Raw genomic sequence first — 20,681 nt, forward strand, 5'->3', positions numbered from 1 at the left:
GTTGTTTATTTATCATTCATACAACGTGCACTCTATCATTACTGCTTTGCAGAAGGATAAAGATGACATGCTGCAAAGTGACCTGGCTCCAATTCAACCATCTCTGGTCTTGTTGATTTGCATATTTCCATACAGCTTGTACATCGTGTATGAAAAGCACATCCTAAAGGTGGATTAGAAGGGCTTGGCAAATCTCCTTTAAGCAAAATTCTTTCCTGCTTTACATCGGGATCAGGAATCGGAATAGATGATAATAATGCCTGTGTATATGGATGCATCGGCATATCATATAGCTGATCAGATGTTGTCAATTCTACTAATCTGCCTAAATACATAACACCTATTCTGTCACTAATATGCTTCACCACTCCTAAATCATGGGCGATAAATAAATAGGTCAATTGAAATTCTTTTTGTAAGTCTTTCATTAAATTCAATACTTGTGATTGGATAGAAACATCCAAAGCCGAAACAGGTTCATCCGCAATAATAAGCTTGGGATTTGTCATAAGCGCCCTCGCTATTCCAATGCGCTGCCTTTGTCCGCCGCTAAATTGGTGTGGATAACGTTTTGCATGATAGCTGCTTAATCCTACTACTTCCAGCATTGCTTTTACTTTTTGCTGCCGTTCCTCTTTATTTCCTATTCCATGTACAATCAGCGGCTCTTCCAAAATTTTTTCCACTGTCTGTCTTGGGTTTAAAGAAGCAAATGGATCCTGAAAAACCATTTGCATATCTTTGCGGGCTTTACGAATCTCTTTTTCACTTAATTTCGTAATATCATTTCCCTCAAATATTACTTGTCCGGATGTTGGCTCAATTAACCGCATAAGCATGCGGCCTGTAGTTGATTTTCCACAGCCCGATTCTCCTACTAATCCGAGTGTTTCCCCCCTTTTTACAGAAAAAGTAACACTATCCACCGCTTTTACTTCTCCTACTTTTTTTCCTAAAATGCCCCCATTAATAGGAAAAAACTTCTTTAATTCTTTTACTTCCAACAAAGCCCCTGTCATCTTACACCTCCTGGCTCTTGCAAAAAACATCTAACCGTATGCTGTTGCGTTCCTATCTTATATAACAATGGATCATCCGCTCTGCAGCGTTCATGCACAAATTCACACCTATCTGCAAAAGCACAGCCTGTCTTAATCGAACCTGGTTTTGGAACACTTCCTGAAATAGAATATAGTTTATCCTGTTTATTTCGAACATCTGGCACAGAACGCAGCAGCCCGATGGTATATGGATGCTTCGGATTTTTAAAAATTTCACGAACCGGCGCTTCTTCTACAACTTTTCCAGCATACATAACGATTACTCTTTGACAAAGTTCTGCCACTACTCCTAAATCATGGGTAATCATAATAATCGCAGTGCCCAATTTTCCATTCAAATCTTTCATTAAAGAAAGAATTTGAGCTTGAATCGTTACATCCAACGCTGTAGTTGGTTCGTCTGCAATCAATAACTTAGGTTGACAAGATAATGCCATTGCAATCATCACCCTTTGTCTCATGCCGCCGGATAATTGATGTGGATATTCTTTCATTAATTGCTCTGCCCGAGGTAATCCTACCAGTTTAAGCATTTCCACCCCTTTTTGAAATGCTTGTTTTTTTCCTATCTTATTATGTAATGTAATTGCTTCCTTCATTTGGCTTCCTATTGTAAATAAAGGATTTAACGACGTCATTGGCTCCTGAAAGATCATCGATAATTCATTGCCGCGGATTTTTCTCATTTCGTTTTCTGAGGCATTGGCTAACTCTTTACCGTCCAGCTTTATTTCCCCACCAACAATTTTCCCGTGGGGTTGAGGAACTAATTGCATAATACTGAGGGATGTTACACTTTTTCCACAGCCAGATTCGCCGACAATTCCTAACACTTCTCCTTTATTTATAGAAAAGCTCACATTGTCAACTGCTGCTACTTCTCCTCCATCAGATGAAAAGAAGGATGTTTTTAACTCTTTAACTTCCAATACGGGAGTTTGGCTCAATATGGTACTCCTTCCTACATTAAGAATTATCCCAATTTTATTTCTATTCACAAAATATATTTTATTAAAAAAATTTTTATTAGTCTATAATTTTTCGAATATTTCCTATAATTAATATTTAAAAATAAGTTTTTTTAATGAATTCCATTGATTTACTCATTTTTTTAATATTTTTATAGTATTAATCTTGTATTTCATTTATGCCAGCATATCTTTTATTTTTCTGAAAAATACTAAAAAATCATATTTCGATAAAGTAAACTTCCATCAGTGGGGGTTTTTCCTCATCCCCCACTGATGGTTAGTTGCACTTATCGGACCTTTACGGGCAGTCATCCCCCACCTTGCTTCCTTGCTTCCTCGATTTCTCGGCATCCCCGAGGTGGGGGTCTTACTGCCCGTTAAGAGTGGGATAAAATGTTGATAAAATAAAAAAAAGATGATTGTCAAAACGTCTCTACTCCAATCACCAAAATATGGTGAAACAAGTATAAAAACGCTTTACGCTCATCTTTTTTATTAATTATCCAACTGCTGTATTTGAAACAAATTATAATAGGAACCCTGTTTTCGCATTAATTCCTCATGACTTCCATCCTCAACAATTCTGCCATGATCAAGCAATACAATACGATCAGCATGTGTTATTGTCGATAAACGGTGTGCCACAATTAAGGTGGTTCTGTCTTTTGCCAACTTCTCTATTGATTCTTGTATAGATTGTTCACTTTCTAAATCCAACGCAGAGGTTGCTTCGTCTAAAATTAGGATGGGAGGATTTTTTAAGAATACACGAGCAATCGCAACTCTTTGCTTTTGTCCTCCGCTTAGCTTTACTCCTCTTTCTCCTACTTTTGTTTCATATCCTTCCGGCAAATCCATAATAAATTGATGAGCATTCGCTGCTTTCGCCGCTTCCACTACTTGTTCAGGTGTCGCATTAGGATTGCCGATCATAATGTTTTCCATAACGCTGTCACTAAATAGAAGATTTTCTTGCAGCACCATGCCAATTTTATCCCGCAAAGTCCGGACTTTAAACGAGCGAATATCTTGCTGATCCAATTCAATACTTCCATTTACCACATCGTAAAATCGAGGGATAAGACTAATCAGTGAAGACTTTCCTCCACCGCTCATTCCTACAAAAGCAATCGTTTCTCCTTGATTAATTTTTAAGGATACGTTTTTTAATACGAGTGCTTCATCTGGATGATAGGAGAAATCCACTTGCTTAAACTCAATCTCTCCTTTTACATTTGTACATGCAACAGCATCTTCTCTATCCTTAATATCATATTTTTCATCAATCAACTCAAATACACGGTCCATAGAGGCAATGGATTGCGTGATGGATGTGGATGAATTGACCATTCTTCTTAAAGGATTGTATAACCTTTCAATGTAAGCAAAAAAAGCAATCATTTCACCTAAAGATAAATCTCCAGTAATAACTTGATATCCAGAATAGGCAATCACTAATAATGGAGAAATATCTGTTATCGTATTTACAACTGCAAATGCTTTTGCATTCCATTTTGTATGATCAACTGCCTTCTCTAAAAAACGATTATTAAATTTTTTAAATAGCTGTTGTTCATGATCTTCTCTTGCAAAACTCTTAATAACTGCAATCCCTTGCACTCTTTCATGCAAAAAACTTTGAACACCAGCAAGAGCCTGCGATCTTTCTCTTGTTAAAGTCCGTAAATTGCCAAAGAAGAATTTGACCGAAAGTGCATAAAACGGGAGCAGTATAATGGAAACAATTGTAAGCTTGACATTCATTGTAAACATTATGGCAATGGCAATTAAGATGGTCACCCCATCTAACCATAAATTCATTAATCCTGTCAGTATAAAGTTTTTTGTTTGTTCCACATCATTAATGACACGAGAAATAACTTCTCCTGCTCTCGTATTGGAATAATATTTTAGACTTAATTTTTGCAAATGGGAAAATAGCTGATCACGAATATCATACAGTATTTTATTGGACGTCCATTGTGCAAAATATTGACGATAATATTCAATCGGCGGTCTCATTACCACAAAAATAACCGTCATGATCCCCATCGAAATAAGCAAATGATGGATCTTGTCATTAGTGTTCATTCCATTATTATTTATAATGTCATCAATCACATATTTTAACAATAGTGGGATCAACAAGGGGATGGCGAATTTGATAATACCAATTATTATTGTTCCTATTATTTGCATTCGATATGGTTTAACAAAATGCAAATACCTCTTTATACTATCCAATCATATTTCCTCATTTCTAAAAATAGATATTATTTAACTAGGCTGAATTTTCCTCCGCGCTTTTTGAAAAGTTTATATGGCCATATTACTTTCAATTCTCAAAAAAACATGCTAAAAATCATATATAAGGGCAAAAGACTGTTTTGAACATCGGATCATTTTACCACTATTGCCTTATAAAACAAAATAAAAAAGCCTGTCCATTAATTAACAAGCTTTTTTCAAGGTATTAACCTCTGTACGTTAAGTACCTTTCATACCATAAATCAATAAAATCTGGTGCAAAGGGACCTTTTCTCTGGCGAATCCAATGAATCAATTGATTAACATGCGATTTTAATATACTGTCAATTGCATCAGGATATTTCATCTCAATCCGATGACGTTCATATTCATCCTCGTCCAACAGATTAAAAGTCATATCAGGAAAAATTTTAATATCTAAATCATAATCAATGTACTTTACTGCTTCACCATCGTAAATAAAAGGGGAACTAAGGTTACAGTAATAATGAATTCCGTCTTCTCTAATCATGCCAATAACATTAAACCAATGCTGTGAATGAAAATAACAAATTGCAGGCTCCCGAGTCACCCATGTTCTTCCATCAGCTTCTGTAACAATAGTACGATCATTACCGCCAATTATTATATTTTGCGTCCCTTTAAGTATTGTTGTTTCGTCCCAGATTCGATGGATGTGCCCATTATGTTTGTAGCTATGAATTTGTATTGGTTCACCCTCGATAGGTACGACCATTTTTCTCCCCTACTTTCATTAGTGGACGCTTTGCAACCTGCTACGTTTAAAACATTATTATTCCAATAAAGGCAACAAAGAACAATTCCTCTTTTTTCTATATTATATTATAACGGTTAAAAGGAAAATTTAAAACAAAAGAACCATTGAATTTATTACAATGGTTTGAAAATAACCATATAGACTGTTTATTAAAAAAACAATTCTCCTGCGCGATAAATATTTAATAAGATATTTGTGTTCAATATCTATCTTTTCCATTACCTCTGCTGTTTTAAACCTATTCTAGCTGGAAGATAATTTTAGTTCATTTTCTTGATAGACTTTAATCACTTTCTCTGTCTGCAAATCAAACTTTTGATGAATATCTTTTAATTCTTCTTTCATTTTCTGAATATCCAACTGAATCGCTTTTAATTCCGTTTCCTTTTGCAATAGTTGCAGCTCTAGTTCAATCACTTCACAACGTTCCAACTCGCCTTGCAGATATAGAAGCTTATCCATTGTTTTCATTTGTTCTCCAACTAGTCCGTTAAATAGATCCATGAAAAAACACATCCCAAATTATATTTTTTACAAATGGCTTCTTTCTACTTAAGTTATTCTTTCTTCCTTATGATATTCCTTTGACAAGTTCTGTAGACTAAAAAGAATTTTTGTCGAATGATAGAAAAGCGGAAGTTCACGTTTAGCGCCGGAAGAGAATACTTGAAAGAATAGACAAGAAAAGCGCATGCGCCCTTGCTCATCGACGGAATAAGCTGGACTGAATCGAGTGAGATAAAGGAAACACGAAGAACGTAGTGATTCGATGTTGACTTATCGTAGACGAGGTGAGGGAAGCGTTGAAGTCGATAGGGCGCTGGAGCTAGACACTAGTCTAACTTCAAAAATTTTATACTTTCTTATCTATCAAAAAAAAACAAAAGGCACTTTTCTCGAAAAGAAAGTGCCTTTTGTTTTACATGTTCAGAAATTATTTGCTTGTATTTTGAGATTTTTTAGCTTCTGCTTGTTGGTTGAATTTTTTAACTTCTGCTACGTTTGTTTCGCTAGCAAATTCTGTACCAAATTGACCTTGACCAGCAGTTTGAGCGTTTTGTTGTTTAACCTCTTGGATGTTAGTTCCTGATTGTGTAACACCAGCTTTTTTAGCCATTACTATCACCTCCACGCTCATTAATTTGTCCCAGAATTTATGGTTCTATCCGTATAATTTCATTACCAATATAATCCATAAAACAGATAATTTAGAATGTTATTTATCTCCTGTATTTTAGAAAAACAGCCATAAAAAAAAAGAGGATCTCTCCTCTCTCAGACTCGATAAATGCTTGATGTCTTCATCGAGCATATTAAAATTAAACTAATAAAGAAATACCGCCGTCTACAATAATCGTTTGTCCCCTAATCATGCTTGCTTCATCACTAACTAAAAACATCACTGAATTTACTATATCGTCAATTTCCACAATTCTGCCTGCTGGTGTTTTTGCGGCTGCATCGCCTAATAATTCATCTCGATTTGGAAAATGCTTTAACGCTTCTGTATCAACAGCCCCACCTGATACTGCATTTACTACAATATTACTTGGAGCCAGTTCAACAGCTAAATAACGAGTTAATGCTTCTACTGCCGCTTTACTTACCCCTACTGTTGTGTAGTTTTTTAAATAGCGGATTGCGCCCAATGAACTTATGCTGACAATTTTTCCCCCGCCATCCATTAGCTTTGCTGCTTCTTGTGCACAGAACAGCAGCGCTTTACTGTTTATATTCATTGTCCAGTTCCAATGTGATTCTTCTAATTCCATGATAGGTCTTAGCACACCAGATGCCGCATTGTTTATAAAAACATCTAGTCTGCCAAATTCCTTTTTAATTTCTTCAAACATGTATTTAATTTTGTCTACATCCCCAACATTTGCTCTCACTAAAAGCACTTTTCTGCCTAATGATTTAATTTCATTCGCTGTTTCTTCCGCTGCTTTTTTACTTCTTGCATAATTTATAACAATATCATAGCCAGCCTCAGCTAAGCGGATAGCCGTTGCCTTTCCTATCCCTCTGCTGCTTCCTGTTACTAATGCTACTTTTTGTGTCATTTTTTTAGTTCCTTTCTCTTTCATTTGTTTTCATTTTACCTCTTACCATGCATAGTTAGCAATCAACATAAACACAATACATATAGATCTTTATATTAAGAAAGGATGAATTATATGTATGTTGGCAGAGATATGACAGAATTATCTATGATGGATAAATCAAATTGGAAAAATAGCGAATTGGCTTTTTTTCATCATTCCTTACAGCAAATGACCCCATATCTGAATACAGAAGGACAATCGATTCATAAAGAAATTATTAAAGAGATTGAAAATCGAGGTGGATTGCACCGCAATGAAGCAGACTACACGCATGGCACCGAAGTAAATTACGACTAAACAAGCAGCAACTTTGGTGTCTATTTGAAAGAAATATGAGATGCTGTCCCAAAGACAAAATTTTATGATAAAGTAAACTTCCATCAGTGGGGGTTTTTCCTCTTCCCCCACCGATGGTTAGTTGCACTTATCGGACCTTTACGGGCGAGTTTCAACACCTAGCTTCCCTCGATTTCCCGGCATCCCCGAGGTGGGGGTCTTACTGCCCGTTAAGAGTGGGATAAAAAAAGATTGGCCTTAAGAGCTTTTCTTAAGGACCTTTTTCTTCACTTTCCCTGCGTTTCGGGCATTGAGAGTTTGTCTTAACCCTCCTCTTGAGTCAGCATCTTAAATCGAGTGGATGTCGATAGCCACTAATATTTTATTCTGCATCGATATCCTCTAAGTATTTAAGCATTTTCTGATGGGAAACGGGAAAAGGATACGGTTCGATTTCCTTTTGTGTTACTCTTTTCAAACTTTCAGATTCTTCCTCCAAGTCCACAAGAAATCCAGCATAAACGTTAATATTCCAAATTAAGTGCGAAAAAACATGTTCTATTCTTGTTAATATATCGCCAACTTCTATTTTTGCTCCATATTTTGTTAACATCTCTTCATTTAGCTGCTCTTTTTCACTTCGGATGGTTTGTACAATTTCCATATTTGGAAATTCCCATAAATTCGCTAACAAACCTGTTGATGGTCGCTTGTGAATCAGCGTTCTTCCTTCCTTGTCTTTTAGTATAACAGCTGCAAGATTTATCGATTTTTGCTTTTTATTTTTCGTTTTTACTGGCAATTCTGTTTGCGTTCCATTGTGAAATGCCTGACAATGTTCACGTACAGGGCATAACAAACAGGACGGCGAAGTAGGCGTACAGATTAAAGCACCTAATTCCATTAAAGCTTGATTAAAATAAGAAGGATTTTCATGAGAAATCAGTCCTCTAACTGCTTCTTCAAACACTTTTCGCGACTTTGGTTTTGCAATATCATCCCATAGGGAAAGTATTCTTGATAAGACCCTCATTACATTGCCGTCTACTGCAGGTTCCGGCACTCCATAAGCTATACTCAAAATAGCCCCAGCTGTATATGGACCTACCCCTCTAAGCGTCGCAATCTCAACAGGAGTATTCGGCACAACACCTCCATACTTTTCTTTCACTTCCTTTACGGCAGTATGTAAATTCCGAGCACGTGAATAATACCCCAGTCCTTCCCAAGCCTTCAGCACCTTCTCTTCCTCTGCTTCTGAAAGTACTTCAATAGATGGGAACTGCTCGATAAAACGGTTAAAATAAGGAATTACTGTATCTACTTTCGTTTGCTGCAGCATTATTTCTGATACCCATACTTTATATGGATCTTGATCCTGTCTCCATGGCAAATTTCTTTGTTCTTCTGAAAACCAATTTAATAGATCTCTCTGAAATTCTTGAATAGCTATACTTTTTAATTTCTCTTTAATACTTTCCACTTCCAACCTCCAATAATGTTAATTTTATTAAAATTGGGGAATAACAAATTATATATTTACCCATTTCGCTTGCACTAAATAAAATAGTATCTTAATGTTAATTTCTATGGGATGAAAATTATTCTCCCGTTTCATTTTTTCAACAATGATATAACCAAGAATGAAATATATATTAATAATTATTCTAATACAATAAAGTAATATCGAAATTTTTGGGATCTCTGCCGCCCAAATTGTATCTTTTGTTTGAGAAAAAAGAAAGATATTTTTTCATAGAAATTTTAGAACAATTATCCAATCTACATCGTTATAACTTAGGGAGGTTTGTTACTTTTGGATACTGGTACACATGTAGTCATGGGATTCGCATTAGGAGGACTTGCAACACTAGATCCTGTAGTCGCAGGAAGCCAGGCGACTACAATCAGCGTAATGGTTGCTACATTAGTCGGATCTCAGGCTCCCGATATTGATACGGTATTAAAGTTAAAAAATAATGCGGTATATATACGAAACCATCGAGGCATCACCCATAGTATTCCTGCTGTACTATTATGGCCTTTATTAATCGTTGCCGTTATATACCCTTTTTTCCCAGAAGCTAGTCTCCTCCATTTATGGTTATGGACTTTTTTGGCCGTTTTCTTACATGTATTTGTAGATATTTTCAATGCATATGGAACACAAGCATTAAGACCCTTTTCTTCTAAGTGGGTGGCGTTAGGGTTTATTAATACATTTGATCCAATAATTTTCACATTACACGTAATTGGTTTGTTTTTATGGGTTTTTGGTGCAGATCCAGGCTATACATTTTTAGCCATCTACATTATTTTAGTAAGTTATTATGTACTCCGCTACTTAGCACAGCGTAAAGTAAAAAGAAAAATCACAGAAATGATTCCTGATGCGACGTCCGTTATCTTATCTCCTACCATGAGATATAATCATTGGCGAGTTGCTGTCATGACAAACGAGTCCTTTTATGTAGGAAGAGCACATAATTACCAGATAGAAATTTATGATGAATATGAGCGAATTCCTATCCCAATAACTCCAGCGTTAACTGCTGCGCAAAAAGATAAAAACCTTTCTGCTTTTTTATCTTTTTCCCCTGTTTATCGATGGGAAGTACAGGAAATGGAAGATCAAATCCAAGTTCGATTTATAGACCTTCGGTACCGCAGCAATGGGCATTATCCTTTTGTCGCAGTTGTTCATCTTGATCAAGATTATCAAATTATTACTTCTTACACGGGCTGGATTTTCAGTGAAGAAAAACTACGAAAAAAACTAGACATCCTAACCAATTAATAGCAGAAGAAACTACTTTAGACCCCCAGCATTTGTATAATGAGGGGGGTTTTTATCTCCTTTATTAATGGAATTTCTTTTTGTCTTCTAGGAAAAAATCTTTGTATTTTGGATTTTGAGCAACAAACTCATGAATCTTTTCACCAAAATTTTCAATCCACTGACTCACTACCTTTTCTGTTAATTCCATCCCTTGATATTCCCTTCCTGCTTTTGCATAAGTGCTTTCAAAATCTTCCCATAATAATTCAATCCATGTTTGAGCCTGCGTGACAGAGATAGATTGATTTATTTCCAATAACCGATCTACTAGCCTTCTTTGATAATCATGCATCATTTGTTTTAACCTTCTTTCTTTTTTTAATATGTACCACTAATAGTTTGTTTTGTTGTAACAAATACTAACTGTGTAATGAACAGGCAAGCTGCGTTTATTACATATACCATTATTTTAAATTGGAGGGGCTTATATATGGGTAAAGGTGTAGACAATATAAACGAAAATAAATTCGAAGGCGAACCTCAGGCGAAACCCGAATTTGCATCAAAGCGGGCAGATGGTACGACCAATACACATCCACAAGAAAGAATGAACGCTTCTTCTCATCGAGAAAAATAAATAACTATAAACAAAACACCTCAGTCTGATCGAGCATGCTTTACGTTGACCGAAGAAAGCTGCCTAACTCGACAGCCTGAGGATAAACAGTACCTTGTGATTGGCTTATCTTTTTAATAAAGAGATAGGAATACCTTCTTCTTTTGAGCTGTTATTGCGAGTTCCCCATGCAAACACTCCATTTAAATAATGAATTTTAAATAAATCCCCTGAATCACCTTTTATTTTATATACTTCATTTTCTTTATAATCTGCTGGATTTTCCAAATATGCTCTAGCTAAATCTGCCTTTCTTTCTAATACCGCATATTCATTAACCATGCCTAGCTGTTCTGCTTTTTTTGCTTTTTCATTTAATGAGGATATTTCTGTGCGTAGCTCAAATTCTGTCATCATGCTATATCGTTTGGTCTGCATACACAAAATCCTTCCTCTGTATATTTTGTATAAAAAATGGTTCTCCCCAACTGAAGATTAGTTTACTTTATTTTATAAGAAAAATATCTTTTACAGCAATCATTAAGCCTATCTACAGGAAATCATTCTGATAACTCGTCCAAATATATCTCAATCTGCTCGATCGCAAACCCTTTTCTATATAAATATTGTTTCATTTTTTGTTTGAATTCATAGTCGGTATACTTTGAATATTTCCTCTGTGCTTTTTCACCTTGTATACGCAGCATCTCCATCTCATCACCTGTTTCATCCATAAGATCAGGATTATTTTTTATTTCTTGAATAATATCAGAACTATGCCCTTTTCTTATTAATGTCTGCTCTAGCTTTTGAAGAAGCATTCGATTAGACTCTTTTTTGTTGCTTCCAATTACCTTTTGGGCTATTTTTTCAGCTGATGCTACTTGATCGCCATATGATAATTGATTTATGGCAGCTTGAATGAATTGTGGTGCAATGCCCTTTTCTTTTAATTCTCTTTTGATAACTTGCGGACCCTTATCAGTTGTATTTTTTTGAGTTCTTACATAGGAAAATGCATAATCTTCGTCATCGAGAAATTTCATTTCCATCAGTTTTGCAATAACCTCCGAAATAATAAATTCTCCCTCTATTTTCGTTTTTAAGTAGCTTCCAACCTCAGCCTCTGTTCGTTTTACTTTTGCTAAATATTTTACGGCAAGGTGATATCCTTTTCTTATTTCATCATTAAATTGGATTTCGCTTAACAATAAAGAATCTAACTCTAATCCCTTTTGGAGCTGATATTTAACTAATATTGCTTCATCTACACTAAAGGCGAATTCTTCTCGTCCGTGTTTCACCGTAAAAATATTGTATCGATCCGCAATCTGTTTTTGTCTGGAAATTTTAGAAATAATCAATTTAGATCCTCCCAAATGATTTTTTATGTACTTATCGGGAATATACAAAATATATACCTTATTCATTTTTTCTTAGCTACTATACATGTATCATACAATATATAAAAAAATTTTTTTCATTTATCATAAAAGAGAACTTCATTGCCTTTTACCCGATATTCAAAATAATGTCATATAAAGGGGAATATAATGAATTTTCTACTTGCTGAGGAACTGGCTTAATTGGCCAAGCACTAATAAATACTTTATTTGAAAGTGGTCATACCGTCTATTGTTTAACAAGATCAGGTACACAAAAAAATATGGAGAATTTACATTTTATTCAGTGGCTTAATGAAGGTAACCAACCGGAGCAATATTTGCAAAGAACTACTATCGATATAGTAATTAATTTAGCAGGCAAATCACTGAACAGCGGAAGATGGACAAAAAAAATCAAAGAACAATTAGTAAACAGCCGCCTATAAGCCACAACCAAATTAATAAAACAGCTGCCTATTGCACCTAAACTCTTGCTGAACGCTAGCGCTATTGGCATATATGGCACTTCTGAAAAAAGTTTTCATGGAAAAGAATCATCCTGCAAGTGACTTTCTTGCATCAACCGTTTAATAATTAGTAAACATCTACATCGACCTCATTTCTTGCCAATTCCTGCTATTATGTTAAAAACACTATTAGGAGAGATGAACATTTTAATCACAGAAGGTCAAAATGTTTCACCAACGATCTTACTTAATCATGGTTACTCTTTTAAATTCTGTTCCATAAAAGATGCTATTGCCGATCTTTATTGAGTATTTTTTTCATTAATAGGAGAAACTATAATAAACTAAACAGCACCCAGTTTGCAAATATAAAGTGAGTAAAAAAGAAAGGATGATATCAGTGGAAAAAAAGAAGCAGCAAAAGTCAAAACATACTTTATCCAGTATGCAGGAAGTAACATATAATCATGAATTTAAAAAAGCAGATAGGGCTGCGGCAAGACAAAACAATTCGAAATAACAAATAGTTAGGTTTGCTTTAGCTTTTTATTCCCATAAAAAATCTTATCCACAAGTTTAAGTAAACGCTTCCTTTGATAGTAAACGTTATCCACAAACCCGCATATTCCCCCGCAGTTTTTCTGTGGATAATGTGTGTAAACCTGTGGAATACTTATAAACCAAAGGTTATTATGTGAATAAAAAGTGTATAAAGCAACCTACTTTTCCACAGCATCATATCTTATAACTAATAAGATAAAGGTGTATACGTTATCTGGTTCAGTAAAAAAATAGTGGTATGGTAATCTACGATTAAAATTTCACTGATTTTACTTTTAGTTACTCTTCTTGTACTTTTTGAAGATAGTAGCAATATTTTTGAAAATATAAATTCCTATCTAATCCCCACCCTGCTTTGTTTGCTTTCTTTAAATATTTTTTAACTTGTCTTTCATACCATCTTCTTTTTAAAGCTACTGCAAATGCCCCCATGATATCCCTCCTTTTATCGTTATTAGTTCTTAATAAAGAACACGAAAGTACAAAAAAATCTTCTTACCTATATCTTCTATAATCATATACCTCTAATGTTCGTTATGTCAATACTTTAAGTTCCTTATAAAGAACGTTTCAACCTAGGATAATGATGTCGGCTTTTGAAATGCGAAAACGAATTATGGCAGCTGCTGGAATCTGGCAAGTAAAGAAACATCCCCTTTTATATATTGTTATTTGTTATAATCTCAAAAAGCGATATAATTTAAAAATTTTTGTAATAGCAAAAAAACTGCCGCTAATATGGCAGTTTTGGGCAGGCAAACGTTTTCGATCACTTATCGCAGCACTTTTGAATCGAAAGTATGACTTTTTAAAATAACTTCTTTTTCTATATAGCTCGATCTAATTCCAAAATGTGGTTGAAAAGTTTCCACAGCTTCTTTTCCTTGCACTAATAATTTTACTGCACGATAAGGAATATTAATTCCTGCTAAGCAACTGTAGTGAAGACCACCAGACATTCTTGGATTTATTTCTAATAACTTGGGTACACCGTTTTTGTACTTAACTTGAATATTATATGCAAATGAAATCTTTAAAGCTTCATTAATTTCAGCTGCTATAGAGATTAAATCTTGATTATCTTCTAATTCTCTAATTCGTCCCTTTCCTTTTTTTCTTGGAATTGCAGCCATTAATACTCCATCATACGCTAAACAATCAATACTATATTCATATCCATCCAAGTACTCTGAAACCATTAATGCCGGGAACGTATCTTGCTGCTGTAGAATAGAAAGAGCATGTTCAAAAGAAATTTTTGAAGATATCCCTTGATAAAACAATTCTCGAATCGAATCTACTTTATCATGCACAACACGAAATCCATTTCCCCCCTCACCAACTACTGGTTTGAAACAAACCTTATGTCCTCTTTCTTTTAATAGTCCATAAGCATTTTTAAATTCTTCTGCATTGGATACGATAAAATAATCTGGAATGCTAACATATTTATTTAAAATAGGATGATTTTGAACGAAGCGATATGTTTGTTCTTTATCATCTAAAATTTCCATTAAAGTTGGACTGGGACATACTAAAACCTTAACACCTAATTCATGAAATTTAGTTAAATGTCTAGAAATTAATACATTTTCTTTTCTAGGAACAAAAATATCTATAGAATGCTTTTGGCAAAACTCTAGACAAAATAGGATATATTCTTCTCCGGAGACAGCTGGCTCCTTAAATGCTGCATCACAATAACTTAGATACAATGCATCCTCATTTGTCGAGGTTCCATATACTTCAAATTCCATACCATCTGAATTGTATCGGATCATATCAATAAAATGCGCTACTGTTGTGAACCATTGATTAAACCAAATTCTCTTCTTCATTTCCCTATCCTTTCAGCCATACTGACGGATTGAATTCTTTTTTGAAATCCGCAAATAAATAGTATGCTCCGTTTATTTTTTCTTTATTCGCCAAAATCACTAATTATCTTAAATTACCTCTTATATTCGACAAATAACGTCGAAATCCTCTATTTTTCTCCAGAGGATGTTATTATTTTATAAAAACCTCAAACTAGTCAATTTGTTTACTTTTTAACAGGAGAGGGAAAACAAGAACTAAGCTTTCACTATACTTTAGCATTATTTAAATGTCTTATTTCAAATGCTGTTTTCCCCAGTTTGTTGTTTTTTATCTAAAAAAATGGGATAAGAGTACTTAGTAGCCTACATACACGTAGACTCCTGTGGGAATGCGAGAAAGTCGAGACTTTTATGCAGGGGGTTGGGTTATGCGACGAGGAGTCTCGACGCTCGCTAAACGGACGAAGTGTATGCAGGCTGCGAGTTTATAAGCAACAATCTATCCGAAAACAGCCATTTCAAAAAAAGAATGCAACTAACTACATACTTTGTTTTATATGGCGTCTATGGATTAAAGAGAACAAATGAAACTATTTATCCCTATTTCAAGCTTGTATTTTTTAAATGTTCAAATATTTTGTTATAATGAACTAAATTATGTTTAAAGGAGAATTGTACATGACAAAATCAAAAACATTTACTGGCTATATTGGTACATATACTAAATCAAGCAGTAAAGGAATATATTCCTTTTCACTAGATACTGAAAAGAAGAAAATTGTAAATATCAATTTAGTAGCTGAAATTGATAATCCTACCTATTTAACGATAAGCAAAGATAATAAATACCTTTATGCAGTTGGTAAAGATGGAGCTCTAGGCGGTGTTGCTGCTTATTCAATCGACTCTTCATCCAGCAAACTTCAGTTTCTTAATAGCCAATTTACAGAAGGAGCTTCTCCATGTCATGTGAGCGTTGATCAAAACAATAATACAGTATTGTCTGGCAACTACCATAAAGGTACAGCTGAAGTATATCCTATTAATAAAGAAAGCGGTTCCTTAAATCCAGTTTCTTCTGTTATTGAGCACACTGGCACTGGGCCTAATAAATCACGTCAAGAAAAACCACATATGCATTATGTTGGATTTACTCCTGACGAAAAATATATTGTATCTGTTGATTTAGGAATCGATAAAGTAGATACATACGAGCTAGTTGATGGCGAATTAAAAGAAGTAAGCAGCTTATCTGTAAAACCTGGATGTGGGCCAAGACATATTGCTTTTCATCCCAACGGTAAATTCGCTTATGTCATGACAGAATTAAGCTCCGAAGTTATTGCCTTGGAATATGATTCAGAAACAGGAAGTTTTGAACAGCTGCAGTATATTTCTACCATTCCTATCGATTTTTCAGAAAATAATCAAGGCAGTGCGATTCATGTTTCTTCTGATGGTAAATTTGTTTATGCAGCAAATCGAGGCCACCACACTATTTCCATATTTAGTATTAACAAGGAAACTGGACAACTTGTGTTTGTAGATCATACATCCACAGAGGGAGATTGGCCACGTGACTTTGCATTTGATCCAACAGAGCAATTTCTTATTGCATCAAATGAACAATCAAATACATTAGCATTATTTGAAAGAGATCAAACAACCGGCAAACTAACTTTGCTTCAATCTGAAATTGAAGCACCTGAACCGGTTTGTGTTAAATTTCTTCATTATTAATACTACTGATCGATTCATTTTATGTAGGAAAGAAGCTGACTTCAAAACGAGTCAGCTTCTTTCAGTTACGCCAAATATGCTTCTTGTACCTGTTTATTTGTTATTAATTCCTCGCCTGATCCTTCTAATACAATTTGACCTGTCTGAATAACATATCCCCTGTCGGCAATTTGCAGTGCTTGGAAAGCATTTTGCTCTACTAATAGAATCGTCATGTCCTCTTTATTCAGCTCTTTAATTATCTCAAATATTTGTTCCACAATAATAGGCGCCAATCCCATGGAAGGTTCATCCAGCATTAATACTTCCGGCTGCATCATAATAGCTCGTCCAATCGCAAGCATTTGCTGTTCCCCGCCGCTCATCGTTCCGCCTTTTTGTTCCACCCGTTCTTTTAATCTAGGAAAATACTCAAATACTTTTTTCATTCTAGTTTCAATCAATTGTTTATCTTTTACAGCAAAGGCACCTATTAATAGGTTTTCCCGCACCGTTAATTTTGGAAAAATCCTTCTTCCCTCTGGCACCTGCGAAACCCCTAATACAGCTGTTTTATGTGCAGCTATATTGGTAATGTCATTTCCTTTATAAAAAATAGATCCTTTTTTGATGGGAACCTGTCCACTAATTGTCTTTAAAGTCGTTGATTTACCTGCTCCATTGCTCCCTATAAGGGTAACAATTTCTCCTTTATCCACATGCAGGCTGATTCCCTTTAAGGCTTGAATTCCACCGTAGGATGCCTCGATACGATTAACTTCCAGTATTTTCTCCATGCTGCTCCCCCCTTTAAGCAAGCGCAGCTGCGCTTGCACCTTTGCCTAAATATGCTTCTATTACTTTTGGATTGGAGCGAATGTCTTCCGGTCCGCCTTCTGCAATCTTCTCTCCATGATCTAGTACAATAATATGATTCGAAATTTCCATTACCAGCTTCATATCATGTTCAATTAATATAATGGTTAAATCCAGTTTTTCACACATATCTTGTATTAAGTCTGTTAATAAACTGGTTTCTTTTGGGTTCATACCAGCAGCAGGCTCATCCAACAATAAAATACTAGGCTTTGTTGCTAAGGCACGGGCGATTTCTAATCTTCTTTGAGCACCATACGATAAATTTCCGGCAGCTTCATTTAATAAGTCGGCAAGTCCTACATATTCCAATAAGCGATACGCTTCTTTTTTCGCTTCTTCTTCCTCATGTCTTGATTTAGGAAGCTGAAGCAGGGTTCCTAAAATATTCCCTTTGATATGATTATGCATTCCAACTAATACATTTTCTAAAACCGTTATTTCATCAAATAAGCGGATATTTTGAAAGGTTCGGGAAATGCCTTGTTTTGCAACAATATGCGGTTTTAAGCCTGCTATCGATCTTCCCTCTAAAAGAATTTCTCCAGATGTTGGTTTATATACACCTGTAATCATATTAAAAAAGGTTGTTTTTCCTGCTCCGTTTGGTCCAATTACTGCCGTTATCGAATTTTTCTCCACATACATATCAATATTTGAATTTGCGACAAGGCCGCCAAAAGTTTTTGTTAATCCTTTAACTTCGAGTATATTCACTTGATGCTCCTCCTTATGCATTTAATCCATTACAGAGTTTTTATTTCGGACCAATTCCCTGTTTTAATTTCTTTGCATTAAATTTAATATTTTTCACCGGAATCAAACCTTGTGGTCGATATAATGTCATAACAATCAATAATGCTCCAAAAATAAACCTTTGCATTTTTGCCGGAGATAAGGCATCAGGAATAGCCGTTACTGTACTTAGCCACGAAGTAATTTCCGCTAATACTTGTAGATTAAGGATGGTAATAACCGAAGCACCTAAAATAACTCCAGGAACGCTTCCCATTCCTCCCAGAATTACCATAACTAATATAGTAGTAGATTCTAAATACGTAAAACTTGTAGGATCGATAAATGTTTGTTTTGCAGCAAATACAACACCCATCATCCCTGAGAAAGAAGCACCAATTGCAAATGCGGTTAATTTTGTTTTTACAAGTGGGATCCCCATTGCTTGTGCCGCAATTTCATTTTCTCTTACCGCTTTCCAGGAACGGCCCAATTTTGTATGTTCTAGTTTTGTTACGGTATAAATCACAATGACAAATACGACTAATACGACGTAATAAAATTGATTTGGGAATATTAATTGAATGCCAAATATTTCTGGAGGACTAATGCTTGCAAGTCCCATTGCTCCGTTTGTAATATTGACCGGTTTATCTAAATTATTAAATACAATTCGAATAATTTCCCCAAAACCTAGAGTAACAATGGCCAAATAGTCTCCTTTAACGCGCAGAACTGGAATTCCCAGCAAAACACCAAATAATGCAGCCACAAAAAGACCGATAATGATAAAGATCCAAAAACTGTTGCCTGATAATGGATAGTGTCCAAAAGGCATAAAATTAGAAGCTTGCGCCGTTGCAAAAATACCATATGTATAAGCACCTACTGCAAAAAACGCGACAAACCCTAAATCAAGCAATCCAGCCAAACCAACCACAATATTTAAGCCCAGCGCCATGCATACATAAATCCCCACCATTGTGGCAACTTCCATATAAGACTGATAGGCAGGACCGTGGCTGGCCGAAAAAGGAAGAACAAATCCTAAAATAATAATTCCCAACGCCCATTTTATTTTATTTCCTAACTTTAAGAAGTACAAAATTAAGAGGGAGAATAATAGTAGTAAAAATGCCACTACTGATTGTTGTGCAAGATATAAACTAGCACTTGTTACTAAGACGTATACAAAAAATAGTATTGCTTGTGCCATTTTATTGTTTTGTAGTGTATTCATTAAGTTTGCCATTGTTCCCACCTACACTTTCTCTGCTACGGCTTTCCCAAATAAGCCTTCTGGTTTAAAGATTAGGACAATAATTAAAATAGCAAAAGCAACAACATCTTTATATTCAGCTCCTAAAAGTCCACCAGTGATAACAGAAAGATTCGCAGCTGTAAACATTTCTACTAGACCAATAATCAATCCGCCAACCATAGCTCCACGAATATTTCCAATTCCTCCTAGAACTGCAGCCGTAAATGCTTTTAAGCCTAGAATAAAACCAATATAGGGATCAATCGTTCCATACTGAATGGCAAAAAGGACTCCTGTTGCACCGCCAAGAGCTGATCCAACAAAAAATGTTACAGAAATCACTTTGTTTACGTTAATAGACATCAAGGATGCAGTGTCTCTGTCTTGAGCAACGGCTCTCATCGCCATCCCCCATTTCGTTCTATTAACAAATAAATCCAGAGCAACCATTAATATGATGGCAACGATAATAACGACTAAAAAAGAACTTTTAAAACTTGGATTATGAATACCAGAAATAATAGAATCTAGCGGAACTTTTATTTGTCCTTTAAAAAAACTCGGAGAAGTTAAAATGTAATTGCCTTTATATAACTCTGTAATAAAACGGACAATATCCTGCAGTAAGAAAGAAATCCCAATAGCAGAAATAAGTGCAATGAGTTTCGGCGCTTTTCTTAATGGCCGATACGCTACACGTTCAATCCCCATTCCCATTAGTCCTGTGATTAAACTGGATATCACAAGCATAATGATTAATGAAAATACTGCTGGCAGCATCGATGTCCAGCCAAGGCTTGTCAAAATAATTAATACAGCCGTTCCTATAAATGCACCTGTCATGAAGATTTCTCCATGAGCAAAGTTTATTAACTCCAAAATCCCATATACCATCGTATATCCCAGTGCTATAACAGCATAAACAGCTCCAAGAGTTAATCCATCAATCAATACTTGCGGTAATGTTTGTAGTATTTCTGTCAGCATTATCTTCCCCACACTT

The 20,681-nt window shown here is 35.2% G+C and carries 24 protein-coding genes; 7 read left to right on the plus strand and 17 right to left on the minus strand.

Features of this window, described 5'->3' with window-relative positions:
- Window positions 1-38 precede the first annotated feature (38 nt).
- The 7 genes from ACTYBU_RS11065 to fabL form a co-directional block, all read right to left on the minus strand.
- A complete protein-coding gene (locus ACTYBU_RS11065; RefSeq protein WP_445489716.1) occupies window positions 39-1,019 on the minus strand; it encodes an ABC transporter ATP-binding protein in 981 nt (326 codons plus the stop codon).
- The gene (locus ACTYBU_RS11070; RefSeq protein ID WP_445489717.1) at window positions 1,016-2,008 is read right to left on the minus strand and encodes an ABC transporter ATP-binding protein; all 993 of its coding nucleotides are present in this window, start codon (window positions 2,006-2,008) and stop codon (window positions 1,016-1,018) included. The genes ACTYBU_RS11065 and ACTYBU_RS11070 overlap by 4 nt, the downstream gene beginning before the upstream one ends.
- A 519-nt stretch (window positions 2,009-2,527) precedes the next feature.
- Complete coding sequence (locus ACTYBU_RS11075; protein ID WP_445489719.1) at window positions 2,528-4,276, minus strand: ABC transporter ATP-binding protein; 1,749 nt, start codon at window positions 4,274-4,276, stop codon at window positions 2,528-2,530.
- A gap of 229 nt (window positions 4,277-4,505) precedes the next feature.
- Window positions 4,506-5,036 (minus strand): nucleoside tri-diphosphate phosphatase, encoded by a 531-nt coding sequence (gene ntdP, locus ACTYBU_RS11080; RefSeq protein WP_445489721.1) that lies wholly within the window; start codon window positions 5,034-5,036, stop codon window positions 4,506-4,508.
- A 285-nt stretch (window positions 5,037-5,321) separates the two neighbouring features.
- Window positions 5,322-5,582, minus strand: coding sequence for a YgaB family protein (locus ACTYBU_RS11085; protein ID WP_445489723.1), 261 nt, complete (start codon window positions 5,580-5,582; stop codon window positions 5,322-5,324).
- Window positions 5,583-6,012: 430 nt separating this feature from the next.
- Window positions 6,013-6,195: a gamma-type small acid-soluble spore protein gene (locus ACTYBU_RS11090; protein WP_445489725.1), complete on the minus strand. Its 183-nt coding sequence runs from the start codon at window positions 6,193-6,195 to the stop codon at window positions 6,013-6,015.
- A gap of 202 nt (window positions 6,196-6,397) precedes the next feature.
- Window positions 6,398-7,141 carry an enoyl-[acyl-carrier-protein] reductase FabL gene (fabL, locus tag ACTYBU_RS11095; protein WP_445489726.1) on the minus strand — a complete coding sequence of 248 codons (744 nt, stop codon included), beginning with the start codon at window positions 7,139-7,141 and terminating at the stop codon, window positions 6,398-6,400.
- 114 nt (window positions 7,142-7,255) lie between these two features.
- On the opposite strand from fabL, the gene ACTYBU_RS11100 reads away from it, so the two are divergent.
- Window positions 7,256-7,480: a hypothetical protein gene (locus ACTYBU_RS11100; protein WP_445489728.1), complete on the plus strand. Its 225-nt coding sequence runs from the start codon at window positions 7,256-7,258 to the stop codon at window positions 7,478-7,480.
- A 361-nt stretch (window positions 7,481-7,841) separates the two neighbouring features.
- Here the strand turns inward: ACTYBU_RS11100 and mutY are convergent, their stop codons facing one another.
- A complete protein-coding gene (mutY, locus tag ACTYBU_RS11105; RefSeq protein ID WP_445489729.1) occupies window positions 7,842-8,942 on the minus strand; it encodes an A/G-specific adenine glycosylase in 1,101 nt (366 codons plus the stop codon).
- A 333-nt stretch (window positions 8,943-9,275) separates the two neighbouring features.
- On the opposite strand from mutY, the gene ACTYBU_RS11110 reads away from it, so the two are divergent.
- Window positions 9,276-10,256 carry a metal-dependent hydrolase gene (locus tag ACTYBU_RS11110; protein WP_445489731.1) on the plus strand — a complete coding sequence of 327 codons (981 nt, stop codon included), beginning with the start codon at window positions 9,276-9,278 and terminating at the stop codon, window positions 10,254-10,256.
- A gap of 64 nt (window positions 10,257-10,320) precedes the next feature.
- Here the strand turns inward: ACTYBU_RS11110 and ACTYBU_RS11115 are convergent, their stop codons facing one another.
- Complete coding sequence (locus ACTYBU_RS11115) at window positions 10,321-10,590, minus strand: YfhJ family protein (protein ID WP_445490070.1); 270 nt, start codon at window positions 10,588-10,590, stop codon at window positions 10,321-10,323.
- A gap of 138 nt (window positions 10,591-10,728) precedes the next feature.
- Between ACTYBU_RS11115 and ACTYBU_RS11120 the strand changes: the two genes are divergently transcribed.
- Window positions 10,729-10,875, plus strand: a complete 147-nt coding sequence (locus ACTYBU_RS11120) for a small, acid-soluble spore protein K (protein ID WP_445489733.1) — start codon at window positions 10,729-10,731, stop codon at window positions 10,873-10,875.
- A 105-nt stretch (window positions 10,876-10,980) separates the two neighbouring features.
- Here ACTYBU_RS11120 and ACTYBU_RS11125 read toward each other — a convergent pair whose 3' ends face one another.
- On the minus strand, window positions 10,981-11,292 hold the full coding sequence (locus ACTYBU_RS11125) for a YfhH family protein (RefSeq protein ID WP_445489735.1): 312 nt from the start codon (window positions 11,290-11,292) through the stop codon (window positions 10,981-10,983).
- Window positions 11,293-11,414: 122 nt separating this feature from the next.
- Window positions 11,415-12,218 carry a recombination regulator RecX gene (gene recX, locus ACTYBU_RS11130; protein ID WP_445489737.1) on the minus strand — a complete coding sequence of 268 codons (804 nt, stop codon included), beginning with the start codon at window positions 12,216-12,218 and terminating at the stop codon, window positions 11,415-11,417.
- Between the two features lie 221 nt (window positions 12,219-12,439).
- On the opposite strand from recX, the gene ACTYBU_RS11135 reads away from it, so the two are divergent.
- The 3 genes from ACTYBU_RS11135 (at window position 12,440) to ACTYBU_RS11145 (ending at window position 13,226) form a co-directional block, all read left to right on the plus strand.
- Window positions 12,440-12,685, plus strand: a complete 246-nt coding sequence (locus ACTYBU_RS11135; protein ID WP_445490072.1) for an NAD-dependent epimerase/dehydratase family protein — start codon at window positions 12,440-12,442, stop codon at window positions 12,683-12,685.
- A 195-nt stretch (window positions 12,686-12,880) separates the two neighbouring features.
- The gene (locus tag ACTYBU_RS11140) at window positions 12,881-13,015 is read left to right on the plus strand and encodes a DUF1731 domain-containing protein (RefSeq protein WP_445490074.1); all 135 of its coding nucleotides are present in this window, start codon (window positions 12,881-12,883) and stop codon (window positions 13,013-13,015) included.
- Window positions 13,016-13,097: 82 nt separating this feature from the next.
- On the plus strand, window positions 13,098-13,226 hold the full coding sequence (locus ACTYBU_RS11145) for a YfhE family protein (RefSeq protein ID WP_445489739.1): 129 nt from the start codon (window positions 13,098-13,100) through the stop codon (window positions 13,224-13,226).
- A gap of 320 nt (window positions 13,227-13,546) precedes the next feature.
- Here the strand turns inward: ACTYBU_RS11145 and ACTYBU_RS11150 are convergent, their stop codons facing one another.
- Together ACTYBU_RS11150 and ACTYBU_RS11155 are read right to left on the minus strand one after the other, a co-directional pair.
- The gene (locus tag ACTYBU_RS11150; RefSeq protein WP_445489740.1) at window positions 13,547-13,699 is read right to left on the minus strand and encodes a hypothetical protein; all 153 of its coding nucleotides are present in this window, start codon (window positions 13,697-13,699) and stop codon (window positions 13,547-13,549) included.
- A 341-nt stretch (window positions 13,700-14,040) separates the two neighbouring features.
- Window positions 14,041-15,105 carry an ATP-grasp domain-containing protein gene (locus ACTYBU_RS11155; RefSeq protein ID WP_445489741.1) on the minus strand — a complete coding sequence of 355 codons (1,065 nt, stop codon included), beginning with the start codon at window positions 15,103-15,105 and terminating at the stop codon, window positions 14,041-14,043.
- Window positions 15,106-15,765: 660 nt separating this feature from the next.
- Here ACTYBU_RS11155 and ACTYBU_RS11160 point away from each other — a divergent pair.
- A complete protein-coding gene (locus tag ACTYBU_RS11160; protein ID WP_445489743.1) occupies window positions 15,766-16,827 on the plus strand; it encodes a lactonase family protein in 1,062 nt (353 codons plus the stop codon).
- A 65-nt stretch (window positions 16,828-16,892) separates the two neighbouring features.
- On the opposite strand, the gene ACTYBU_RS11165 is transcribed toward ACTYBU_RS11160, so the two are convergent.
- Genes ACTYBU_RS11165 through ACTYBU_RS11180 form a run of 4 tightly spaced genes read right to left on the minus strand, consistent with a single transcriptional unit; the run spans window position 16,893 to window position 20,665 of the window.
- Window positions 16,893-17,603, minus strand: a complete 711-nt coding sequence (locus ACTYBU_RS11165) for an ABC transporter ATP-binding protein (RefSeq protein ID WP_445489744.1) — start codon at window positions 17,601-17,603, stop codon at window positions 16,893-16,895.
- Window positions 17,604-17,616: 13 nt separating this feature from the next.
- The gene (locus tag ACTYBU_RS11170) at window positions 17,617-18,399 is read right to left on the minus strand and encodes an ABC transporter ATP-binding protein (RefSeq protein WP_445489746.1); all 783 of its coding nucleotides are present in this window, start codon (window positions 18,397-18,399) and stop codon (window positions 17,617-17,619) included.
- A gap of 40 nt (window positions 18,400-18,439) precedes the next feature.
- Window positions 18,440-19,669 (minus strand): branched-chain amino acid ABC transporter permease, encoded by a 1,230-nt coding sequence (locus tag ACTYBU_RS11175; protein ID WP_445489748.1) that lies wholly within the window; start codon window positions 19,667-19,669, stop codon window positions 18,440-18,442.
- A gap of 9 nt (window positions 19,670-19,678) precedes the next feature.
- Window positions 19,679-20,665: a branched-chain amino acid ABC transporter permease gene (locus ACTYBU_RS11180; protein WP_445489750.1), complete on the minus strand. Its 987-nt coding sequence runs from the start codon at window positions 20,663-20,665 to the stop codon at window positions 19,679-19,681.
- Window positions 20,666-20,681: the final 16 nt, after the last annotated feature.

It is taken from the genome of Niallia sp. 03133 (genome assembly GCF_052663225.1).